Genomic DNA, 17,873 nt, shown 5'->3' on the forward strand with positions numbered 1-17,873 from the left:
TTTACGTTTGAGTCGTTATATCCGACCGAGTAACAACAGCACCAGCAGCACGACCAACACCACGCCGATAATGCCCGATGGACCGTAACCCCAACTTCTGGAGTGCGGGAAGACTGGCAGACCACCGATCAGCAACAGGATCAGGATAATGATAAGAATTGTGCCCATGTCTATTTCCTTGTTGAAAGTGTTCGAGAAGTCTTGGTGTTCAAGGGCGACTGGAGACTAAGTATTTCCAGACGGCTTATAAATTCCGACTGGTGCGCGTGACAGAAAATTCAATGTTTTTTTAATGTATTTGGATCGCGCTCTTATTTCCTTTTCCACTGCTGCAAGTTCAGAACTTAGTCCCTCTCAACGGATCAAACGCGCCACGGTTTGCCCCCACCATTCAGCAATCTGATGGAGCGAGGCTGGCGGCTGATCCTTCGCTACACTCGGCGCATCTTCCCAAGAACAACAAGGCTGTCCGCTATGCAAAATCGCATGATGATCACTGGTGCAGGCTCGGGCCTGGGTCGCGAAATCGCGCTGCGCTGGGCGCGTGAAGGCTGGCAACTGGCCTTGTCCGATGTCAGCGAACCCGGCCTGCAGGAAACCCTGAAAATGGTCCGTGAGGCCGGTGGTGACGGCTTTGTTCAACGCTGCGATGTGCGTGATTACAGCCAGCTCACCGCGTTCGCCCAGGCCTGTGAAGAGAAACTCGGTGGCATCGACATCATCGTCAATAATGCTGGCGTGGCGTCTGGCGGGTTCTTCAGCGAACTGTCGCTGGAAGACTGGGACTGGCAGATCGCGATCAACCTGATGGGCGTGGTCAAGGGCTGCAAGGCGTTTTTGCCGCTGCTTGAGCAAAGCAAGGGCAAGATCATCAACATCGCCTCCATGGCCGCGTTGATGCAAGGCCCGGCGATGAGCAACTACAACGTTGCCAAAGCGGGCGTAGTGGCCTTGTCAGAAAGCCTGTTGATCGAACTGGCACAGCAGGAAGTCGGCGTGCATGTGGTGTGTCCGTCGTTCTTCCAGACCAATCTGCTCGATTCTTTCCGTGGTCCGACCCCGGCGATGAAGGCGCAGGTTGGCAAGTTGCTGGAGAGTTCGCCAATCACCGCTGCGGACATCGCCGATTACATCTATCAGCAAGTGGCTGCCGGCGAATTCATGATCCTGCCCCACGAGCAGGGGAGAATGGCCTGGGCGATCAAACAGAAGAATCCGCAACTGCTCTACAACGAAATGACCTCCATGGCCGAGAAAATGCGCGCCAAGGCCAAACAGAGCAACGGCTGAACTTGCCCCACAAGTGCGGCGTGGTTAGGGTGGCCGCAATGGTCACCCTGTCGAGACGCGTCAATGCTCAATTATCTGTGGTTCTTTCTCGCGGCACTGTTTGAAATCGCCGGTTGTTTTGCCTTCTTCATGTGGCTGCGCCAAGGCAAAAGTGCCCTGTGGGTGATCCCCGCGCTGCTCAGCCTGACCTTGTTCGCGCTGTTGTTGACGCGTGTTGAAGCGGCCTATGCCGGTCGTGCCTATGCCGCTTATGGCGGGATCTACATCGTGGCGTCGATCGGCTGGCTGGCTGTGGTCGAGCGTGTTCGGCCGTTGGGTTCGGACTGGATCGGCGTGGCGCTGTGCGTGATCGGTGCCAGCGTGATTTTGTTTGGTCCACGCTTTTCTGCCGCTTGAGGCGAAGCCTGTATAGCGATTTGCAGGAAATATCTGAAGGGCACTGCGCTACGACGTTGTAGGGCATTACTGATTTGCCCGCGACGCATTGTAGAGCCGCCGCAAGCCGCGCATCTTCAGGGTTCGTTAACCTTGAAGGACGAATCTCATGCTTGTGCTCAGCCGTGTCGTTGGTGAGTTGATCTCAATCGGTGATGACATCACCTTACGCGTTCTGTCAGTGAACGGCTCCAGCGTGCGCTTTGGCGTCGACGCACCGCAGAAGGTCAACGTGCACCGCGCGGAGGTCTATGAGCGAATCCAGCGCAAGCAGGCCACGCAAAAAGTGCGCTGAGGGTTTCAATCGAACAGATGCTTGGGCACATCGTGCTTGAGCATCAACTGGCACTGCTCGCTTTCCGGGTCGAAGACAATCAGCGCCTGGCCCTTGGTCAGCGCCTGGCGTACGCGCAGCACGCGGGTTTCCAGCGGCGTGTCATCGCCATTGTCAGTGCCATCGCGGGTGACGAAATCTTCGATCAGGCGGGTGAGGGTGTCGACTTCAAGCGCGTCGTAGGGAATAAGCATGGGCACCTCGGCTAAATCAATGGCGGGATGCTACGGCGATTGGCGATCGACTGCCAGTTTTGTGCTGCTTGATCTGGCCCCTTCGCGAGCAGGCTCGCTCCCACATTTGGAATGCGTTTCCCTGTGGGAGCGACGGTGCGACGATTCGACCTGCTCGCGAAGGCGATGGCTCTGGCAACAGAGATTTAATTGTCCGAGCGCTGCCCCACCAGACTGTCCACTGGCGGCACTCGCGTTTCGCTCTCCATCTGCGTGTCATGTTCGATCTGATGACTGAAGCGATCCAGCGAAGCATTGGCCGGCGCCGCATCGCTGGCGAACACCGGAGGGCTCAGGATGTACGCCCCGAGCAAGCGACTCAGCGCTGCCAGACTGTCGATGTGCGTGCGCTCATAACCATGGGTCGCATCGCAGCCAAAGGCGAGCAGGGCGGTTCGAATGTCGTGGCCGGCGGTCACCGCCGAATGTGCATCGCTGAAGTAGTAGCGGAACAGGTCGCGGCGCACCGGCAGTTCGTTTTCCCCGGCCAGACGCAGCAAGTGCCGCGACAGGTGATAGTCGTACGGCCCGCCGGAATCCTGCATCGCCACGCTCACCGCGTGTTCGTTGGAATGCTGTCCGGGTGCGACCGGTGCGATGTCGATGCCGACGAACTCGCTGACGTCCCACGGCAATGCTGCCGCCGCGCCGCTGCCGGTTTCTTCGGTGATGGTGAACAGCGGATGGCAGTCGATCATCAACTCCTGGCCGCTGTCGACGATGGCTTTAAGCGATGCCAGCAGCGCAGCGACGCCGGCCTTGTCATCCAGGTGACGGGCGCTGATATGGCCGCTTTCGGTGAACTCCGGCAGCGGATCGAACGCCACCACATCGCCGACGCTGATGCCCAGCGAGTCGCAATCGGCCTTGGTCGCGCAGTAGGCATCGAGGCGCAGTTCGACGTGATCCCAACTGATCGGCATCTCATCCACGGCAGTGTTGAACGCATGCCCGGAAGCCATCAGCGGCAACACACTGCCGCGAATCACGCCGTTGTCGGTGAACAGGCTGACACGACTGCCCTCGGCAAAACGGCTCGACCAGCAGCCGACCGGGGCGAGCGTCAGACGCCCGTTGTCTTTGATCGCCCGAACGGCGGCACCAATGGTGTCGAGATGCGCCGAGACCGCGCGATCGGGACTGTTCTTTTTACCCTTGAGCGTGGCGCGAATGGTGCCGCGCCGGGTCATTTCAAAAGGGATGCCGAGTTCTTCCAGACGCTCGGCGACGTAGCGCACGATGGTGTCGGTGAACCCGGTTGGGCTGGGAATGGCGAGCATTTCCAGAAGGACTTTTTGCAGGTAGTTGAGATCCGGTTCGGGGATTTGCGTGGTCATGGAAACTCCTGATGGGTTGAGCACTGATCGTTCCCACGCTCGGCGTGGGAATGCAGCCCGGGACGCTCGGCGTCCCAAGAGAGGACGCAGAGCGTCCGGTGAGGCGTTCCCACGCCGAGCGTGGGAACGATCAGGAAATGTTCAGACAACCGGCTGACTGTGCGGAAACAACAAATCGACAAACCGCTCAGCCGTCGGTTGCGGTTCATGGTTGGCCAGGCCTGCGCGTTCGTTGGCTTCGATAAACACGTACTCCGGTTGATCCGCCGCCGGCACCATCAAATCAAGGCCGACCATCGGAATATCCAGTGCGCGCGCCGCCCGCACCGCCGCATCCACCAAGGTCGGATGCAGAATCGCCGTGACATCCTCCAGCGTGCCGCCGGTGTGCAGATTCGCCGTGCGCCGCACAAACAGATGCTCGCCCGCGGGCAAGACGCTGCTGTAGTCGTAACCGGCCGCATGCAAAGTGCGCTGGGTTTCGTGATCCAGCGGGATTTTGCTTTCGCCACCCGTGGCCGCTTGCCGGCGTCGGCTCTGGGCTTCGATCAGCGCACCAATCGAATGCTGACCATCGCCGATCACTTCCGCCGGACGACGAATCGCTGCCGCCACCACTTCAAAACCAATCACCAGAATCCGCAGGTCGAGACCTTCGTGGAAACTCTCCAACAGCACTCGGCTATCAAATTGCCTGGCCGATTCGATGGCCTGCTGCACCTCTTCGATGCTCTGCAAATCCACCGCGACGCCTTGGCCCTGTTCTCCGTCGAGTGGTTTGACCACCACCCGCTGATGCTCGTCGAGAAAGGCCAGATTGTCGTCGGCGTTGCCGGCCAATTGCTGCGCGGGCAGCTTGAGCCCTGCGGCTTTCAGCACTTTGTGAGTCAGGCTTTTGTCCTGACACAAGCTCATGCTGATCGCACTGGTCAGGTCGCTCAGCGATTCGCGGCAACGCACTCGGCGCCCGCCATGACTGAGGGTGAACAGTCCGGCTTCGGCGTCATCCACTTGCACGTCGATACCGCGACGATGGGCCTCTTCGACGATGATCCGCGCATAGGGATTGAAGTCGGCTTCCGGCCCTGGGCCGAGGAACAGCGTCTGATTGATGCCGTTCTTGCGCTTGATCGCGAAGGTCGAGAGGTTGCGGAAACCGAGTTTGGCGTAGAGGTTTTTCGCCTGGCGGTTGTCGTGCAACACCGATAGATCCAGATAGCTCAGGCCGCGACTCATGAAGTGCTCGATCAGGTGCCGCACCAGCACTTCGCCGACACCGGGGCGCGAGCACTGCGGATCAACCGCCAGGCACCAGAGGCTGCTGCCGTTTTCCGGGTCGTTGAACGCCTTGTGGTGATTCAGGCCCATGACGCTGCCGATCACCGCGCCGCTGTCTTCATCCTCGGCCAGCCAGTAAACCGGGCCGCCCTGATGACGCGGGGTGAGCAGCGTCGGATCGATCGGCAACATGCCGCGCGCCTGGTACAGGTGATTGATTGCCTGCCAGTCCGCGTCACTTTGCGCACGCCGAATACGAAAGCCGCGAAATACTCGGGTGGACGGGCGATAGTCGCTGAACCACAGGCGCAGGGTGTCGGACGGGTCGAGAAACAGTTGCGTCGGTTCGAGGCCGAGAATCTGCTGCGGCGCGGCGACGTACAGGGCGATATCACGCTCGCCGGGCTGCTCGTTGAGCAGCTCCCGGGCCAGTGTCGCCGGGTCGGGAAAAGTATGCCCGATCAGCAACCGGCCCCAGCCGCAATGCACGGCAATCGGGGCGGTGGCGAGTTCGCTGCCGTCTTCGGCCAGACGCGCCTGCAAACGTTCATACGACGGAGTCTGGCCGCGTATCAGGCGTTGGTTAATGGCCGTGGCGTGGGGTTTCATCAATCAGATTCCTTGTTCACTGAGCCACAGGTTCAGGGCCGCCAGTTGCCACAGCTTCGAACCGCGCAACGGCGTCAGTTGGCCTTGCGGGTCAGTCAGCAGTTTGTCGAGCATGGCCGGGTTGAACAGGCCGCGATCCTGGCTCGGATCAAGCAGCAGTTCGCGCACCCAGTTCAGCGTGTCACCCTGCAAATGCTTGAGGCCAGGCACCGGGAAGTAGCCCTTCTTGCGGTCGATCACTTCACTTGGAATGACCCGTCGTGCGGCTTCTTTCAGCACTTGCTTGCCGCCATCAGGCAGCTTGAATTTGCCGGGAACCCGCGCCGACAGTTCGACCAGTCGATAGTCGAGAAACGGTGTGCGCGCCTCCAGCCCCCAGGCCATGGTCATGTTGTCGACGCGTTTGACCGGGTCGTCCACCAGCATCACCGTGCTGTCCAGACGCAGGGCCTTGTCCACCGCCTCATCAGCGCCGGGTTGGGAGAAATGTTCCTTCACGAAGTCACCGGCGGCGTCATTGGCGGTCAGCCATTTCGGTTGCACAGTGGCGGCGTAGTCGTCGTAGCTGCGGTCGAAAAATGCCTCGCGATACGTCGCGTAAGGATCGGCCGCGCCGTCCACTTGCGGGTACCAGTGATAACCGGCGAACAGTTCGTCAGCGCCCTGGCCGCTCTGCACCACTTTGCAGTGCTTGGCCACTTCGCGCGACAGCAGATAGAACGCGATGCAGTCGTGGCTGACCATCGGCTCGCTCATCGCACGGAACGCGGCGGGCAATTGTTCGATGATCTCTTTCTCGTCGATGCGCAGTTGGTGATGTTGGGTGCCGTAGTGCTTGGCGATCAGGTCGGAGTACTGGAACTCGTCGCCGCGCTCGCCACCGGCATCCTGGAAACCGATAGAAAAGGTCGACAGGTCTTCCACACCGACTTCACGCAATAGACCGACCAACATGCTCGAATCGACACCGCCGGACAGCAATACACCGACATCCACGGCCGCGCGTTGACGGATCGCCACGGCTTCGCGGGTGCTGTCGAGGACGCGGTCGACCCAGTCTTCGAGGGTCAGATTTTTTTCGTCATCGTGGGGGCCGTACGGCAAGGTCCACCAGGTTTTCTGCTCGGTGGTGCCATCGGCTTCAACGCGCATCCAGGTCGCTGGCGGCAGTTTTTCGATGCCTGCCAGCAGCGTGCGCGGTGCAGGCACCACGGCGTGGAAATTCAGGTAATGGTTCAGCGCCACCGGGTCGAGGATCGGGTTGATATCACCGCCCTTGAGCAATGCCGGCAGGGCCGAGGCAAAGCGCAAGCGCTGGCCGGTGCGCGACAGGTACAACGGCTTCACGCCGAGACGGTCACGGGCGATGAACAGACGCTTGGCGTCGCGCTCCCAGATGGCGAAGGCGAACATGCCGTTGAGTTTTGGCAGCAGTGCTTCGCCCCAGGCGTGATAGCCCTTGAGCAGCACTTCGGTGTCGCCACCGGAATAGAAGGCGTAGCCCAGCGCTTCGAGTTCGGCACGCAGTTCCGGAAAATTGTAGATCGCGCCGTTGAAGGCCAGTGACAGGCCCAACTGGCTGTCGATCATCGGCTGCGCCGAGCCGTCCGACAGGTCCATGATTTTCAAACGGCGATGGCCCAGAGCAATCGGCCCTTGGGCATGGAAACCCCACGCGTCAGGCCCGCGAGGTGCCAGGTGATGGGTGATGCGTTCTACCGCTGCAAGGTCTGCAGGTTGTTGATCAAAACGTAACTCGCCAGCTAATCCGCACATAAAGTCCTTACCGGTTTTTCCGTTGGGGAGAGGGGTCAAGCCGTACCTCGCAAAGGGCGGGTACTCAGAAACTGACCTGCTGCGGTAAGTGGAGTTTTAGAACGATAAGTTATAAGTGGGCTTGTCTGACCGGCGGACCATTAGCAGATTCAACGCTTATCCGTGCGGTATATAGATAGGGCAAACATTGCAATTTCTGCTCTGAACAGCGGAAAACCGTGCAGTTATTCGTATTTTTAATCAAAGCGCAGGATCGATAGGGTAAAGGCTCGAACCAGCAATAAAGGAATATTGCCGATGCCGACTGAAGAGAAAAAAGTACCCTCCGCGCCATTGACGCAGACACAGATGCTGGCTGCTTTTTTGCAGGCCACCGGCGATCTCGACACCGCCGAGGCCTTGCAAAAAAGCCTGCCGCCATGGCTGCTGAAAACGTCACCGGCCACGCTGGGAGCCGTCGACAAGACGGCTCGTGATCTCGACGCAATCAGAGAGAAAGTAGACGTCGAACTGAAGCGCTTGCAACCGATGAAAGCTTTCTGCATCAACGCTCTGAATACTGCGCTGAGCGAGAAGTGGCAGGACGTGGAGTTCGACGTCGAGCATGACCATCTGGAACTGCCCGGTGCCGATTGTGATTGTGCACCGGCCCCGGAAACGGCGGGAGTACAAAACCTGATCGCGACCACCCAGGCGGTCAACGCCACGACGCAGGCGGGCAGTGCCGCCGTTCAGACCGCGGCCGCCAAGGTCCCGACCGTTGAGACGGCTTCGGTTTCGCCAGCGCCGGGTGCGCCTTCTGCCCAAGCCAAACCGGCCCAAGTCAGCATTCCCCCGGCGACACAGTCACTGCTGGAAGCGGCGATGCAAAATTTCACCGCCGATGAAGAGACGGCGGACGGCTTTCCGGCTGGCAGCGTCGTCAGTGTCGACAGCGCGCCGCAAGGCATCGACGGGCTGACTCCGCAGGCTTTCGCCAAAGTGTGTCGCACGCTGGATCTGGGCAAGCGCTACCAGGCACACTTCGAACAGGTTTTCGGGCTGCGCGACAAGGACAACAACGCCGTTGTCGGTAGTCGTGTGAGCGAAGACATTGGCACCCTGAAGAAGCTGCAACTGCAACTGGATGTGAACCTCGCTCTGGCGAAAAAACATATCACGCCAGCGGGTGGCGAGACTTTGCAGCGGCTGATCGACGCGAATGGCGTGGTCAGCGCGCAAACCCTGCATTACCGCAATCAGCCGTTGATCATGCAGGGTATCGAAATTCGAGACAGTTGCATCTGGGGCGTGGTGGTGTTTTCGCTGCGCTCGATCGAAACCCACCCCAACGAATGGTGCCTGGTTTACATGCCTGGCGAGCCTGATCGACCGGTTTACGATTACCCCAGTTTCGCCTCGTTCAAGGAATACCTGACGCTGAAACTGAGTGTGAGACGCTACAAGGATTACTTTGCCAACAGCCTCGACGAAGACAACAAGGTCGACTTCTTCAAGGCGTACGCCGACAAGCGCGATCTGGGCACCATCAAAGCGCTGCCGATCACCGTTTCGCTGGTTGATTTCATGGTGCAAAGCCATCTCGGCAAGCTGCAGATCGATGCGCGCAAGCTCGTCGTACCGACTACGGACGTGGATGAGGAAGCACGCAAAAAGCGACTGCTCAATTACCTCGAAGTCAGTGTGACTGTCGCTTCTCTGGCTGGGTTTTTTATTCCGGTACTCGGCCAGTTGATGATGGGCGTCGCTGTGGGGCAACTGCTGGGCGAAGTTTTTGAAGGCGTCGAGGACTGGGGACAGGGTGATCGACAGGAGGCTTTGGCGCACTTTCTCAGCGTGGCCGAGAACATTGTGCTGATGGGCGCCACGGCGGGCGGGCAGAAAATCATCGGGTCGCTGGTGAAAAAAACCGTGCGCGCGCACCCGGAGTTTTTTGCCGGGTTTGCGGCGATTCTCGATCCCGCCGGCAAGGCACGCTTGTGGCGCCCGCAACTGGCCGCCTATGCGCAATCAATGCCGCAGACTGCAACTGCGCTCATTGACGCCAAAGGCTTCTTTCACGTACGGGGCAAGACCTTTGGTCGAATCGGCGATTTGTTGTACGCAGGTCAACACTCCGCCGAATCGAAGACCTGGCGCCTTGAACATCCGACGCGCAAGACGGCCTTCGCGCCTGAGCTGCAAGAAGGGGTTGAAGGAGGCTGGCGCCATCCGGCCGAAGAGGCCAGCCAATGGGCCGGCTCCGGCTACACGCTCAAACGTATTGATCCAACGCTGGCCAGCGTTGAGGATCTTCGTCTGGATATGATGCGCCGGCTCACGCAAACCCCCTATGACGAATTGCATCGTACGTTCGAGGAAAATTTGTCGCTGCCGCCGCGGTTACGCGACACCATCGAGCGTTTCAGTCTTGAACGCCGGGTGCGCGATTTTATCGCCGACATGCAGGCGGGAAATGCTCGAAGCACCCGCTATACCCAAGAGCAGCTGTATACCTTGCCCAAGCTCAAGCAATGGCCGACTGACCGCTACATCAAGGTCATCGACGACAACGAACAGGTCATTGCAACCTACCCTCAAGTGCAGGCGCAGGACGATGCGCTCAGTGTCGTCGTCACTGAAGATCAGTTAAGCAGCGGCGAGTTGCTCAAGACTGTCGTCAAGGGGCTGTCGCAGAAGGAAGTGACGACCTTGCTCGGCGCCAAAGTTGCCAGCAGCGAGCAGAGCGTACAACTGGCGAAAAAACTCGGCGCCGCCGTCAAAGCCAATCAGCGGCCGTTGTTCGAGCAGCTCTATCAAACCTACGACCAAAGCGACGTCGACGAAGTCCTGAAACTGCGCAAGCTGTATCCCGATCTCCCCGTGCGCTATGCGCAGGCATTGATTGACCGGGCGTCGAGCGTTCAACGGACGTTGCTACGGGAGACTGGTCGGGTATCAATGGAGCTTGCACAGTCGGTTCGCCAAGCCAGCCACAACGTTCGCCTGGATCGAGTGTTGGCCGGATTTTATCTGCCTGATATAGCAGATGGCTATACCGAGAAGCTGGCGATCCAGATGCTGCCCCGCCTGACTGGATGGAGCCCGGATGTGCGCCTTGAGTTGCATGAAAGTACGCTCACAGGGACGATACTGGAGGCGACCGGCAAAGAGTCGGCGATGCTGCTCGATACCTGCAAACTGGTGAAATCCGCCAAGGGTTACGAAGCATTCGACGGTAACGGGCTCTCGTTGGGACTGGCACCTGCCGGCCCGGACAGTTTGTACGAAGCGATCCTCAAGGCTCTTCCTCCAGGTAGACGTACCGCTGCCGGTTTCCCCAATCCGACAGCGAGTAACAGTGCGAGATTGCGCAACCGACTTCTTGAGACGGCTTTGGTCGAGCGTGAGCAAGGTGCGCGGATGGTGGCCGGTGGTGAGTTCGAGCCGGTGATCGCAGAGCCGAACTGTGTTCAGGCTGACCCACCCTTATTTTCTTCTCGCCATGGCCGGACCTTGCTGCGCAAGGTGCGCAAACTGTTTCCTTTATTTACCGAAGCGCAAGCCGAGGCGTTTCTCGACAACCTTGGTGACGACCCCCTGACACGTGCCAACCGGGTCAAACAGTTGCGCCTCGATCTGCAGAGCTTGCGCGAAACATTGGGCACCTGGAGCGAACAAAAGGACGAAACAGCGGATGCGGCGCAAGTCCGCGATCAGTTCAAAAGCCGGCAGGAGACGGCTTTTCGGATTGAGGACTGTTTCCGCCGCCGAATTCTGTTGCCTGATGCGCAGGGCAGACCTGTTTGCGGCCTCAAGCTTGACGGCATGCGCGTCGGCAGTCTGCCGTCGCTGCCCGCCGAGGTCAGCTTCGAACATGTCCGAGAGCTGTCGCTGAAGAACATGCAGTTGGGCGATGACATTGGCGGGTTTTTAAAATTTTTCAAACAAGTCGAGACGCTGCAACTGGACGCCAATCAACTCACAGCGCTGCCCCAGGCCTTGTCGCTTATGCCCGAACTCAAATGGCTGAGCCTGGCCGACAACAGCATCAAACTCACCGAACAATCACTCGCGCAGCTGGCCGGCCTGCGCACGCTGTACAGCTTGAATCTCAGCGGAAATCGCCTGGGGGCCACGCCCGATGTCGGCAAGATGTTTGATCTGCGCTACCTGTCTCTGCGTAATACTCATGCCACGGAGCTGCCCAAAGGGCTTTCGCGCTTGCCCAATCTTGACCGCGTGGATCTGCGCAACAATGCCATCAAGCAATTGCCGGCCTGGTTGTTCGACACGCCCAGACAGTTCAGCGAGACGATCAACCTGCGCCATAACGAGCTGTCACAGGCCAGCAGTGATTTATTGACGGCATACCGTGACCGCACGGGTATCGGTATGGGCTACCTGGAAGACGATCTGGCGCGCCTGGATGAACAACAGGCACGCTCGCTCTGGTTCAAGGAGATCGCCGGCACCCAGTGGGCCCGTCGCGAACCGATCTGGACAGCGTTCAAGGATGAGCCGGCCGCCGAAGGGTTGTTCCATTTGCTGGCCGAGTTGGGCAGTACCGCTGACAGTGTCAGGGTCAACGAGGACATGACCCGTCGCGTCTGGGACGTGCTGGAAGCGGCTGAGTCCAATGCCACGTTGCGAGAACAGGTGCTGGACCTGGCCGCCAATCCGATCAACTGTACCGATTCGGCAGCATTGAACTTCAGTCATCTGGAAGTAGCCGTCGAGGTCGATAAAGTGACCCGCGACGGCAGGGCATCGACGGCTGCATTGCTCAAACTGGGCCGCGGTTTGTTCAGGCTCGAACAACTGGAACAGATCGCTCAGGAGCATGTGAAGCAAAATGCGAGTGTCGATCCGCTGGAGGTCAGTCTGGCTTACCGCACCGGGCTGGCAGAACATTATGAGTTGCCGGGCCAACCGCGACACATGCGCTTCGCGGCACTGAGCGGCGTGAAGGCGACGGATCTGGAATCGGCCAAAAGCCAGGTAGACGCTGCTGAAATGTCCACCAAGTGGAAAGATTTCATCGTGCGTCAGCCCTTCTGGTGCGATCACCTGAAACGCAATGATCCCTCGAAGTTTTCCGCCATAGATGAAATCCATGCACCCAAAATACAAGCGCTGTTCGACAAGGCCGATACGCTGACAAGTGCCGAATACCGCAAACAAATGGATGGATTAATGATGCACAAAGAGCAGGCCGAGAACGAGGTGTTCAGAAGCCTGACCACCGAAGCATTGCGTGTGGGGGATGTCGGGATCTGCGCGATTCCAAACTGATATGTCACCGGTGTCGGCGAGCGGATTTACTTACCCCTGATCAACCGCCGCAAGGCAAAACGATTGGGGTGACACGCCTCAGCCACACTGCGCGGTAACGGCAGCGGTTCGTTGTCCAGCCAGGCGGCGAGCAGCTCGCCGGACAGCGGTGCAGTGATCAGCCCCCGCGAGCCATGGCCGCTGTTGACGTACATACCGTCGAGCCATGGGCAAGCGATGTCCGGCACTTGCCGGGCATCCTTGGCCAGTGCGGCATACGCCTGAGTGAAGGCTTCGTGGTCGGCCAGCGGGCCGACGATCGGCAGATAGTCCGGGCTGGTGCAGCGAAAAGCCGCACGGCCCTGAAGGTCTTCGACAGCCTGTTCGCTGATGTTCAGACGCGCGACCAGATCGCTGGAGATCTCTTCGAGCATTGCCAGATTGCCTTGGTGTTCGGCGCTGGTCGGGGTCAGGTCGTCGCTGTTGAAATCGAAGCTGGCGCCCAGCGTGTGTTCGCCCAGCCGTGCAGGTGCGACATACCCCTCGGCGCAGACCACCGTGGCCAATGCCTGACTTTGCGCGGTCTGGGCGAGGCGGGTGATCTGCCCGCGAATGCGCTTGAGTGGCAGCTCGGCGCTTTGCGCAAAGCGCTTGATCTCCGCAGCACCGGCCAGCACCACGACGGCGGCGCTGGCGAGCAAACGGTCGCCGTCGAAAGCCTGCCATTGGCCATCGACCTTGCGTAGCTCCAGCACGTCATGATGGCTGAGCAGCTCGATATTCGGCTGCGCGGCGTGTGCCTGGCACAGCGCCGGCGGGTGCACCCAGCCGCCCTCGGGATAGTACAGGCCACCATGGGCCAGGCCCACGCCGGCACGGGCCTGCGCTTGGGGTTGATCGAGCCACTGCAACAGGTCGTGCGGGAATGCCTCGGCCAACTGCGCGTGACGCTCGGCTTCTTTGCTGTTGAACGCCAGTTGCAGCACGCCGCAATCGTCCCAGTCGGTACCGCGCTGCAGGCTCTCGAGCAGGCGGCGGGTGTAACCAAAGCCGCTGACGATCAGTTGCGACAACGCCGTACCGTGAGCAGACAGTTTCAGGTACAACACGCCCTGCGGGTTGCCCGAGGCCTCTTGCGCCACGGCATCGTGGCGTTCGAGCAAACTCACTTGCCAGCCGCGCGCCGCGAGGCTCGCCGCGGTGGCACAACCGGCCAGACCGGCGCCGATCACCAGGGCCCGACGTTCACCGCTCAGCGGCGCTGGGCGCGCGAACCAGGGTTTCTCGGCGGCGGGTGGCGGCACTTCCTGGGGCCAGCCAAGGAACTCGCCACGCAGGATTTCCCATTTGTGGCCGATGCCTGGCGTGCGCTTCATCTTGAACCCGGCGGCGTTGAGCAGGCGCCGCACCCAACCGGTGCTGGTGAAGGTGCTGATGGTCGAGCCGGGCGCCGCCAGTCGGGCCAGTTCGACGAACAGTTCGGCGGTCCACATGTCGGGGTTTTTCGCCGGGGCAAAGCCGTCGAGAAACCACGCATCGATCTGCGCATCAAGCTGCGGCAGTTGCTCCAGGGCATCGCCGATCAGCAGCGTCAACGTCACACGACCATTGGCCAGGGTGATGCGCTGAAAGCCCTGATGAATCGCCACGTAGTGCTTGAGCAACTGATCGGCCAGCGGTTTGAGTTCTGGCCACAACGCCAGCGCGCGTTGCAGGTCGGCCGGGCTTAACGGGTACTTTTCGACACTGACAAAATGCAGGCGCGCACCTGCCACCGCGTGTTGTTCGAACAGTTGCCAGGCGCAGAGAAAATTCAGCCCGGTGCCGAACCCGGTCTCACCGATGACCAACCGCCCACCCGCCGGCAACGCCGCGAAGCGCTCGGCCAGACGGTTTTGTTCAAGGAACACATAGCGGGTTTCATCCAGCCCCGACTGATCGGAAAAATACACGTCATCGAACACTCGCGAACGCGGGCGTCCCTGGTCATCCCAGTCGAGTTGGGCGTGGGGCAATACAGGTTTCATGGCAGGCTCGGCAACGACAAGGCGGCCATTCTAGCTGATCGCGCAGGTGCTGCTTGATCCATGGCAAGGCTTGCTCGCGATGTCTCAAGGACAATCCACCGCCCGCGGGAATTTCTGCGCCGCGCCTGTGCCCAATCCGCTAGTCTTGCTGAATTCTGGAAGGAGCCGTCCAATGTTTGAATCCGCTGAAATCGGTCACGCCATCGACAAAGACACCTACGAGGCTGCCGTTCCTGCGCTGCGTGAAGCGCTGCTCGAAGCGCAGTTCGACTTGCAGCAGCAAAAGCGCTTTCCGGTGATCGTATTGATCAACGGCATCGAAGGTGCGGGCAAGGGCGAGACGGTCAAGTTGCTCAATGAGTGGATGGATCCGCGCCTGATCGAAGTGCGCACCTTCGACCAGCAGACCGATGAAGAGCTGGCGCGGCCACCGGCCTGGCGTTACTGGCGGATGCTCCCGGCGAAGGGGCGGATGGGGGTTTTCTTCGGTAACTGGTACAGCCAGATGCTGCAGGGGCGGGTGCATGGATTGTTCAAGGATCCGCGCCTGGATCAGGCGATCAATGCTGCCGAGCGTCTGGAAAAGATGCTCTGCGATGAAGGCGCACTGATCTTCAAGTTCTGGTTCCACCTGTCCAAGAAACAGATGAAGGCCCGGCTCAAGTCTCTCGCGGATGACCCGCTGCACAGTTGGCGCATCAGCCCGCTGGACTGGCAGCAATCGCAAACCTACGACAAGTTCGTCAAATACGGTGAGCGCGTGCTGCGCCGTACCAGTCGTGACTACGCGCCGTGGCATGTCATTGAAGGCATGGACGCCAATTACCGCAGCCTGGCGGTCGGCAAGATTCTGCTTGAGGGCCTGCAAAACGCCCTGAAGCGTCCGGATGTGCACACCGAAGAAGTCAACGCTGCGCCACTGGGCACGGCGGTCGATCAACTCAACCTGCTCGACAGCCTCGACCTTACCCAGCGCCTGGAAAAGAAAGATTACGAAGAACAACTGATCACCGAGCAGGCGCGGCTGTCCGGGCTGATGCGCGACAAGCGCATGCGTCGCCACGCGCTGGTTGCAGTGTTCGAAGGGAACGATGCGGCAGGCAAGGGCGGGGCGATTCGCCGGGTAGCGGCAGCCCTCGATCCGCGCCAGTACAGCATCGTGCCGATCGCCGCGCCGACCGAGGAGGAGCGGGCGCAGCCGTACTTGTGGCGTTTCTGGCGGCACCTGCCGGCGCGGGGCAAGTTCACCGTGTTCGACCGCTCCTGGTATGGCCGCGTGCTGGTGGAACGTATCGAAGGCTTTTGCAGCCCGGCCGACTGGCTGCGCGCGTACAGCGAAATCAATGACTTTGAAGAGCAGATCGCCGACGCCGGGGTGATCGTGGTCAAGTTCTGGCTGGCCATCGACAAGGACACGCAGATCGAGCGTTTCCAGGCGCGCGAAGAGATCCCCTTCAAGCGCTTCAAGATCACCGAAGACGACTGGCGCAACCGCGACAAGTGGGATGCCTATCGGACGGCGGTGGGCGACATGGTCGATCGCACCAGCACCGAAATCTCGCCGTGGACGCTGGTCGAAGCCAACGACAAACGCTGGGCCCGGGTCAAAGTGTTGCGCACCATCAACCGAGCGCTGGAAGAGGCGTTCGAGAAGTCGGACAAGAAGGCCAAAAAGCACAAGGACTGAGCCGATGGGCACGCATACGCGGGGTGAATGATTGTCGCGGTCGGTCATTTGGTGGGCTTATGCTCGAACCACTCTCAACCGACAACAGCAATGAGGTATGCCATGCGTGAAGTGGTGATCGTCGACAGCGTCCGGACCGGCCTGGCCAAATCCTTTCGCGGCAAGTTCAACCAGACCCGCCCCGACGACATGGCGGCGCATTGCGTCAATGCGCTGCTGTCGCGCAATGACATCGACCCGGCCAGCGTCGAGGATTGCATCGTCGGTGCCGGCTCCAACGAGGGCGCGCAGGGCTACAACATTGGCCGTAACGTCGCAGTGCTTTCGCAACTGGGCACTGGCGTTGCAGGGATGACCCTCAACCGCTTCTGTTCCTCGGGCTTGCAGGCGATTGCGATTGCCGCTAACCAGATCGCCTCGGGGTGCAGCGACATCATCGTCGCCGGTGGCGTCGAGTCGATCAGTCTGACCCTGAAAAGCGTCAACACCGATCACCTGATCAACCCGCTGCTCAAGCAGCAGACCCCGGGTATCTATTACACGATGGGCCAGACCGCTGAAGTGGTCGCGCGACGTTATGGCGTCAGCCGTGAAGCGCAGGACCGTTATTCCCTGCAAAGTCAGTTGCGCACCGCCCAGGCGCAGGCCGCCGGGTTGTTTGATGACGAAATCGTGCCGATGGCGGTGAAGTACCGGGTCGAGGACAAGAACAGCGGCGAAGTGCAGATCCTCGATGGCATCGTCGAGCGCGACGACTGCAACCGTCCGGACACCACTTACGAAAGCCTCGCCGGATTGAAGCCGGTGTTTGCCGACGACGGTTCGGTAACGGCGGGCAACTCGTCGCAACTGTCCGACGGTGCGTCGATGACGCTGGTCATGAGCCTGGAAAAAGCCCTGCAACTGGGGCTCAAGCCGAAAGCGTTTTTCCGTGGTTTCACCGTCGCCGGTTGCGCGCCGGACGAAATGGGCATCGGCCCGGTGTTCTCGGTGCCGAAACTGCTCAAGGCCAAGGGCTTGCAGGTGGCGGATATCGATTTGTGGGAACTCAACGAGGCGTTCGCTTCGCAGTGCCTGTACGCCCGGGATCGGCTGGAGATCGACAATGACAAATACAACGTCAATGGCGGGTCGATTTCCATTGGCCACCCGTTCGGCATGACCGGGTCACGGCAGGTCGGGCATCTGGTGAGGGAGTTGCAGCGGCGCAATCTGCGTTACGGCATCGTCACCATGTGCGTGGGCGGCGGGATGGGGGCGACGGGGTTGTTTGAGGCGGTACGCTAGGCTCCAAAGAGTTTGTTGTTCGTTCTAGCGCTTTCGCGAGCAGGCTCGCTCCCGCATTTGGAAGGCATTTCAACTGTGGGAGCGAGCCTGCTCGCGAAGGAAGCACCGCGGTTTATCTGTTGGAATCCAAACCTGCATCCGCGCGATATAAGCCTTTATCTCCTGCTCGGCTTTCTCATGACTGTCAAACGGCCCTTCAAGGGTATTTTCCCGAGTGCTGAAAAACAGTTCGCCATTGACCCGGCACACCCGGTCGCTGCGAAAGTGCGTGGCGGGGGCGGGATCCTGGCGGCGCATGCCTAACATGGTCGGTCTCCTTTTTGTGAT

Annotated in this window: 12 protein-coding genes and 1 pseudogene; 6 read left to right on the forward strand and 7 right to left on the reverse strand. The window is 60.0% G+C overall.

The features are described 5' to 3' along the window. Positions 1-15 precede the first annotated feature (15 nt). A complete protein-coding gene (locus tag ATI02_RS25560) occupies positions 16-174 on the reverse strand; it encodes a DUF3309 family protein (protein ID WP_169432680.1) in 159 nt (52 codons plus the stop codon). 300 nt (positions 175-474) lie between these two features. Between ATI02_RS25560 and ATI02_RS25565 the strand changes: the two genes are divergently transcribed. The 3 genes from ATI02_RS25565 to csrA all read left to right on the forward strand — a co-directional run bounded on the left by ATI02_RS25565 (position 475) and on the right by csrA (position 2,020). After that, complete coding sequence (locus ATI02_RS25565; RefSeq protein WP_100847714.1) at positions 475-1,290, forward strand: SDR family oxidoreductase; 816 nt, start codon at positions 475-477, stop codon at positions 1,288-1,290. A gap of 63 nt (positions 1,291-1,353) precedes the next feature. Continuing rightward, the gene (locus tag ATI02_RS25570) at positions 1,354-1,686 is read left to right on the forward strand and encodes a YnfA family protein (RefSeq protein WP_003226957.1); all 333 of its coding nucleotides are present in this window, start codon (positions 1,354-1,356) and stop codon (positions 1,684-1,686) included. Positions 1,687-1,834: 148 nt separating this feature from the next. Continuing rightward, a complete protein-coding gene (csrA, locus tag ATI02_RS25575; RefSeq protein WP_095189253.1) occupies positions 1,835-2,020 on the forward strand; it encodes a carbon storage regulator CsrA in 186 nt (61 codons plus the stop codon). 5 nt (positions 2,021-2,025) lie between these two features. Here the strand turns inward: csrA and ATI02_RS25580 are convergent, their stop codons facing one another. The 4 genes from ATI02_RS25580 to ATI02_RS25600 all read right to left on the reverse strand — a co-directional run bounded on the left by ATI02_RS25580 (position 2,026) and on the right by ATI02_RS25600 (position 7,292). Further along, on the reverse strand, positions 2,026-2,253 hold the full coding sequence (locus ATI02_RS25580) for a YheU family protein (RefSeq protein WP_003192759.1): 228 nt from the start codon (positions 2,251-2,253) through the stop codon (positions 2,026-2,028). Between the two features lie 185 nt (positions 2,254-2,438). Beyond that, positions 2,439-3,629: an osmoprotectant NAGGN system M42 family peptidase gene (locus ATI02_RS25585; RefSeq protein WP_100847715.1), complete on the reverse strand. Its 1,191-nt coding sequence runs from the start codon at positions 3,627-3,629 to the stop codon at positions 2,439-2,441. Positions 3,630-3,770: 141 nt separating this feature from the next. Next, complete coding sequence (gene ngg, locus ATI02_RS25595; protein ID WP_095189251.1) at positions 3,771-5,516, reverse strand: N-acetylglutaminylglutamine synthetase; 1,746 nt, start codon at positions 5,514-5,516, stop codon at positions 3,771-3,773. Positions 5,517-5,519: 3 nt separating this feature from the next. Further along, positions 5,520-7,292: an N-acetylglutaminylglutamine amidotransferase gene (locus tag ATI02_RS25600; protein ID WP_100847716.1), complete on the reverse strand. Its 1,773-nt coding sequence runs from the start codon at positions 7,290-7,292 to the stop codon at positions 5,520-5,522. Between the two features lie 348 nt (positions 7,293-7,640). On the opposite strand from ATI02_RS25600, the gene ATI02_RS25610 reads away from it, so the two are divergent. Next, on the forward strand, positions 7,641-12,566 hold the full coding sequence (locus ATI02_RS25610; protein ID WP_157815149.1) for an NEL-type E3 ubiquitin ligase domain-containing protein: 4,926 nt from the start codon (positions 7,641-7,643) through the stop codon (positions 12,564-12,566). A gap of 26 nt (positions 12,567-12,592) precedes the next feature. Here the strand turns inward: ATI02_RS25610 and mnmC are convergent, their stop codons facing one another. Next, entirely contained in the window at positions 12,593-14,572 is a 1,980-nt protein-coding gene (gene mnmC, locus ATI02_RS25615) for a bifunctional tRNA (5-methylaminomethyl-2-thiouridine)(34)-methyltransferase MnmC2/FAD-dependent 5-carboxymethylaminomethyl-2-thiouridine(34) oxidoreductase MnmC1 (protein WP_100847719.1), read from the reverse strand. Between the two features lie 172 nt (positions 14,573-14,744). On the opposite strand from mnmC, the gene pap reads away from it, so the two are divergent. Together pap and ATI02_RS25625 are read left to right on the forward strand one after the other, a co-directional pair. After that, on the forward strand, positions 14,745-16,259 hold the full coding sequence (gene pap, locus ATI02_RS25620; RefSeq protein ID WP_095189247.1) for a polyphosphate:AMP phosphotransferase: 1,515 nt from the start codon (positions 14,745-14,747) through the stop codon (positions 16,257-16,259). Between the two features lie 102 nt (positions 16,260-16,361). Continuing rightward, positions 16,362-17,546: a thiolase family protein gene (locus ATI02_RS25625; protein ID WP_100847720.1), complete on the forward strand. Its 1,185-nt coding sequence runs from the start codon at positions 16,362-16,364 to the stop codon at positions 17,544-17,546. A 112-nt stretch (positions 17,547-17,658) separates the two neighbouring features. Here the strand turns inward: ATI02_RS25625 and ATI02_RS25630 are convergent. After that, positions 17,659-17,852, reverse strand: a pseudogene (locus tag ATI02_RS25630) (DUF6316 family protein). Positions 17,853-17,873: the final 21 nt, after the last annotated feature.

The organism is Pseudomonas baetica (assembly GCF_002813455.1).
In the GTDB taxonomy this organism is placed as follows: Bacteria; Pseudomonadota; Gammaproteobacteria; order Pseudomonadales; family Pseudomonadaceae; genus Aquipseudomonas; species Aquipseudomonas baetica.

Coding starts and splice junctions, on each gene's coding strand:
- ATI02_RS25580 (WP_003192759.1), bottom strand. CDS start 2,253: ATGCTTATTCCCTACGACGCGCTTGAAGTCGACACCCTCACCCGCCTG.
- ngg (WP_095189251.1), bottom strand. CDS start 5,516: ATGAAACCCCACGCCACGGCCATTAACCAACGCCTGATACGCGGCCAG.
- pap (WP_095189247.1), top strand. CDS start 14,745: ATGTTTGAATCCGCTGAAATCGGTCACGCCATCGACAAAGACACCTAC.
- ATI02_RS25570 (WP_003226957.1), top strand. CDS start 1,354: ATGCTCAATTATCTGTGGTTCTTTCTCGCGGCACTGTTTGAAATCGCC.
- ATI02_RS25610 (WP_157815149.1), top strand. CDS start 7,641: ATGCTGGCTGCTTTTTTGCAGGCCACCGGCGATCTCGACACCGCCGAG.
- csrA (WP_095189253.1), top strand. CDS start 1,835: ATGCTTGTGCTCAGCCGTGTCGTTGGTGAGTTGATCTCAATCGGTGAT.
- mnmC (WP_100847719.1), bottom strand. CDS start 14,572: ATGAAACCTGTATTGCCCCACGCCCAACTCGACTGGGATGACCAGGGA.
- ATI02_RS25600 (WP_100847716.1), bottom strand. CDS start 7,292: ATGTGCGGATTAGCTGGCGAGTTACGTTTTGATCAACAACCTGCAGAC.
- ATI02_RS25585 (WP_100847715.1), bottom strand. CDS start 3,629: ATGACCACGCAAATCCCCGAACCGGATCTCAACTACCTGCAAAAAGTC.
- ATI02_RS25565 (WP_100847714.1), top strand. CDS start 475: ATGCAAAATCGCATGATGATCACTGGTGCAGGCTCGGGCCTGGGTCGC.
- ATI02_RS25625 (WP_100847720.1), top strand. CDS start 16,362: ATGCGTGAAGTGGTGATCGTCGACAGCGTCCGGACCGGCCTGGCCAAA.